Origin of the sequence: Moorena sp. SIO1F2 (assembly GCF_010672755.1) — a bacterium.
GTDB lineage: Bacteria > Cyanobacteriota > Cyanobacteriia > Cyanobacteriales > Coleofasciculaceae > Moorena.
The window spans coordinates 1-3,883 of the sequence record NZ_JAAHFV010000491.1; the positions used below are offsets into that span (position 1 = coordinate 1).

Consider the following 3,883-nt stretch of genomic DNA (forward strand, 5'->3'; position numbering starts at 1 on the left):
CTTCAGCGATCGCAATTTCTCGTTCAAAAGCCTGCTGTGCTTGATCTAATTTACCCTGTTGTTGGAGTAATCGTCCTAAACGATTCCACCCCATAGCAAGTAATGATTGATTATTGAGGGTTTGGGCGGTCGCGATTTGACCATTTAGTTCAAATTCATCTCCCAGAGCTGCCATTAAAGGCTGATCCTTGTGTTCTGATCCAATTCGATCCAAATCCTCTACAAAATTCATTATTTCGATAATTTGCTTGAATTCAGCATAAAATCCTTCTTGATTAGATTGCTCCATATTTTTCAATTTTGCCTCGCTTATTGCTAAATATTCGATAATCAAGTGCTCGTTATTTAGAACTAATTTAGTTAATTCTTCTTCTGGTAAGATTAGCATTAGTTAAACTACTTTTAATAAGATAATACAAGTTTAGTATAGCATTTACCTGCTCCCTACTCCCTACTCCCTACTCCCTAAATAAATCCACCTCACCCAATTGAAAAATACTATAATAAACAAAGACTATCAGTAATCTCCTTCAACTATGGAACCATTAGCTGCTGCCGTTGTCGCTATTGCTACTGTGCTCGCCACTAAAGCCCTAGAAAAAACTGGGGAAAATGTCGGGCAAGTTGTTTGGGACCAGACTAACCAGTTTCTGGAATCCCTGAAAAACCAGTATCCAGATACGGTAATGGCGATCGAGCAAGCCCCAGGGCAACCTCTCGATTATGCCAAGGTGGTATTGGAGGTAGAAGCAGCAGCCAAGCAAAATCCCGAAGTTGCCCAAGCCATCGAGGGTTTGGTGACTACTGTTGATGCTGAAGCTTTGCCTAACTTAGAGAAAATTCTTGAAAAGATTACCAAAGCCTTGGAATCCCACCAGGCTACTAGTGAGACTTACAACAATGAAAACGTGAAAAACTTTGCCAAAAGGAATATTCTTAATCAAGAGAATACTAATTTTGGAGAGAAACAAACTAATATTGGAAATATTGGAGAAAAGCAAACTATTCAAGGGGACCAACATAATACATTTTGACTGCAGTCGCCTGGGAGGCAGGTTAAACAAACTCGACCAAATCAAGCACCCCCAGTACCTCCGTATTATGTCAAACGCCGGGAATTCAGCCAACCACTAAAACAAAACCTTTTATCGGAAGAAACTGCTAGAGCTGGCACTTTAGTGGTTAGTGCCATCTATGGCTTGGGAGGAATTGGAAAATCTACCTTAGCTGCCGCCTTAGCCCATGATCCAGAAGTTCAAGCCCATTTTCCCGATGGGATTTTTTGGGCAACCTTAGGTCAGCAACCTGATATTTTATCCTTTCTAAGTACGTGGATACAGGCATTAGGAGATTATGACTTTAAACCGATTAATATTGATAGCGCTTCGTTGCAATTAAGAACGTTATTATCCGATAAACAAGCCTTGCTAGTCGTGGATGATGTTTGGCATCCTGACCATGTTGAACCCTTTCGAGTAGCAGGGAGTGGCTGTCGGGTTTTAGTGACCACAAGAGAAGCCCCGATTAAAGGCGATCGCTATGATTTGGACGTGATGACTCCAGAACAATCTCTGGATTTATTAACCGCTTGTTTAACCAACCAGTTAACTAATCAAGAATTCGAATATGCTAAAATATTAGCCAAAACTGTCGGCTACTTACCCCTAGGATTAGAATTAGCAGCTGCCCAATTTAGGGATGGATTCTCTTGGGAAGAGTTACTGGATGAGTTACAAGCTGAAATTGCTGACTTAGAAGCCTTGGATCGATTGGAAGCAGAGGAAGAGCCAAGTGACGCGAAGCGCAAAAACTACAGTCTTGTCGCTTCCTTTAATCTCAGTTTAAAGCGATTATCCCCCGAGAGATTGAAAAAATTTGCATGGTTAGGGGTACTCCCGGAGGATGTCACGATTACTGAAACCATGGCGACTACGTTATGGAACTGTAATTCATTTAAAGCTAAAAAGACTTTACGATACTTAAGACAAAAAGCGTTATTACTACCAGGGGTCTCTAGTACCCAAGGAACTAACTATCGCCTCCATGACCTGTTACATTATTTAGCCCGTAATCTGCTGCAACCAGAGTTAGGATTATCCATTACAGAAGCCCATCAGCAATTATTAGAACGTTATCAAACTAAGACCGAAAAGGGATTATGGCATACGTTACCCGATGATGGTTATATCTATAACCACTTAACCTGGCACCTAGAGAAAGCCCAAAAGATAGATCAAATTCATCAACTCCTGAAAGAAGAAACTCCAGAAGGAGATAACGGTTGGTATTCCCAGTGTGATAGACAGGGAAAAACTGCTAATTTTATCAAAGATGTATCGAGAGCTTGGGCAATAGCAGCAGCCAATTTTACAGAAAATCCCACAGAATCGATTAGTTTACAGTGTCGTTATGCTCTGATTACGACATCCCTCAACAGTTTAGCTGGAAAAATTTTTCCAGAGTTAATGGCAGCATTAGTTGAAAACAAAATCTGGACGCCAGCCCAAGCACTAGCTTATGTGCGACAGATTAAAGATTATAAACGTCAAGTATATGGTTTACAGGTAATTATTAAGTATCTTCCCCGTTCTTTACTACCAGAAGCCTTAGATTGCGCCAGAGGAATTTCCGAAGAACACTACCGAGCAGAAGCCTTAATCGGCTTAGCCCTCTACTTACCTCAAGTGTTACCGGAAGCCTTAGATTGCGCCAGAGGGATTTCCCATGAATACTCCCGAGCCCATGCCTTAGTGGCCTTAGCCACCCACTTACCCGATGTGTTACCAGAAGCCTTAGATTGCGCCAGAGGGATTTCCCATGAATACTTCAGAGCTAATGCCTTAGTGGCCTTAGCCCCCCACTTACCGGATGTGTTACCCGAAGCCTTAGATTGCGCTAGAGGGATTTCCGATGAATACTCCCGAGCCTATGCCTTAAGAGCCTTAGTCCCCCACTTACCGGAAGAGTTGTTACCCAAAGCCTTAGATTGCGCCAGAGGGATTTCCTATGAAAAATACCGAGCTAATGCCTTAGTGGCCTTAGCCCCCCATTTACCCGATGTGTTACCGGAAGCCTTAGATTGCGCCAGAGGGATTTCCTATGAAAAATACCGAGCTAATGCCTTAGTGGCCTTAGCCCCCCACTTACCCGAAGTGTTACCAGAAGCCTTAGATTGCGCCAGAGGGATTTCCCATGAACAAGACCGAGCCAATGCCTTAGTGGCCTTAGCCCCCCATTTACCCGATGTGTTACCAGAAGCCTTAGATTGCGCCAGAGGGATTTCCCATGAACAAGACCGAGCCAATGCCTTAGTGGCCTTAGCCCCCCACTTACCCGATGTGTTACAGCAAGCCTTAGATTGCGCCAGAGGGATTTCTGATGAAAAAGACCGAGCTAATGCCTTAGTGGCCTTAGCCCCCCACTTACCCGAAGTGTTACCAGAAGCCTTAGATTGCGCCAGAGGGATTTCCGATGAATACCACCGAGCTAATGCCTTAGTGGCCTTAGCCCCCCACTTACCGGAAGAGTTGTTACCAGAAGCCTTAGATTGCGCCAGAGGGATTTCCGATGAATACCACCGAGCCGATGCCTTAGTGGCCTTAGCCCCCCACTTACCGGAAGAGTTGTTACCCCAAGCCAATGATTGCGCCGGAGGGATTTCCGATGAATACCACCGAGCTAATGCCTTAGTGGCCTTAGCCCCCCATTTACCCGATGTGTTACCAGAAGCCTTAGATTGCGCCAGAGGGATTTCCCATGAAAAAGACCGAGCCTATGCCTTAAGAGCCTTAGCCCCCCACTTACGCGATCTGTTACCGGAAGCCTTAGATTGCGCCAGAGGGATTTCCGATGAAAAAGACCGAGCCTATGCCTTAAGAGCCTA

3 protein-coding genes are annotated in these 3,883 nt (G+C 44.3%); 2 read left to right on the forward strand and 1 reads right to left on the reverse strand.

Features of this window, described 5'->3' with window-relative positions; genetic code table 11:
• The coding region (locus F6J94_RS31535) for a hypothetical protein (protein WP_293047464.1) at nucleotides 1-388 on the reverse strand (388 nt) is incomplete at its 3' end.
• 148 nt (nucleotides 389-536) lie between these two features.
• Here F6J94_RS31535 and F6J94_RS31540 point away from each other — a divergent pair.
• Nucleotides 537-1,034, forward strand: coding sequence for a hypothetical protein (locus F6J94_RS31540; RefSeq protein ID WP_293047466.1), 498 nt, complete (start codon nucleotides 537-539; stop codon nucleotides 1,032-1,034).
• A gap of 144 nt (nucleotides 1,035-1,178) precedes the next feature.
• On the forward strand, nucleotides 1,179-3,883 hold a 2,705-nt coding region (locus F6J94_RS31545), incomplete at its 3' end, for an NB-ARC domain-containing protein (protein WP_293047469.1).

Bases quoted from the DNA above. Each gene is read 5' to 3' on its own strand.
- F6J94_RS31540 (WP_293047466.1), top strand. From the start codon at position 537: ATGGAACCATTAGCTGCTGCCGTTGTCGCTATTGCTACTGTGCTCGCC.